Consider the following 586-nt stretch of genomic DNA (forward strand, 5'->3'; position numbering starts at 1 on the left):
CCGGTCCAGACTTTCGCATCCGCTGTCTTAGTCAGCGTGATGGCGGAACCACCCAGCTCTGCGCTTGCTGCTTGCAGCGCTTTATCAAACTCCAGTCTGACCGCCACACTTTGTCCTTCCGCTTGATGCGTTGGGTTAAAGGTCGCGTTGCTCAAGGTTGGCAATGCCTGTGCCAACGTGAAGTTTGTGCTTTCTGTTGCTTCCACATTTGAGGCATTGGTGCCTGTGACAACGACGGTGTACGTGCCATTTGGCTCACCACTGATGTCCATCGCGTTGCTCGTCCAAGCGCCACCACTTTGTACCGTGGCACTGCCGCTGGCGATAACCGTTTCACTGCCTTGCGCTTTGATTTCTACGCTCACGGTTTGGCCATCAAAGCGGCTTGAAGTACCGGTGATCTGCAATGTGGCAGCGTTACTGCTATCCACATTGCCTATTGGCGTGATCGCCAAGGTTGGTGTGATCGGCATAGAGTGGCTGCGGTCTTCTGCCCCCGTATTCCCCGAAAGGTCTTGGTAGTCTTTCACCACCAAGCCTACGGTTAGCTCTGACGACACTGGCACCACAACATCACCGGTCCAGA

1 pseudogene is annotated in these 586 nt (G+C 54.9%); it reads right to left on the bottom strand.

From position 1 onward, the window contains the following. Positions 1-586: pseudogene (locus R7093_RS26720) on the bottom strand (hypothetical protein); the annotation flags it as partial.

The sequence above is a fragment of the Vibrio sp. 1580 genome (assembly GCF_033340055.1).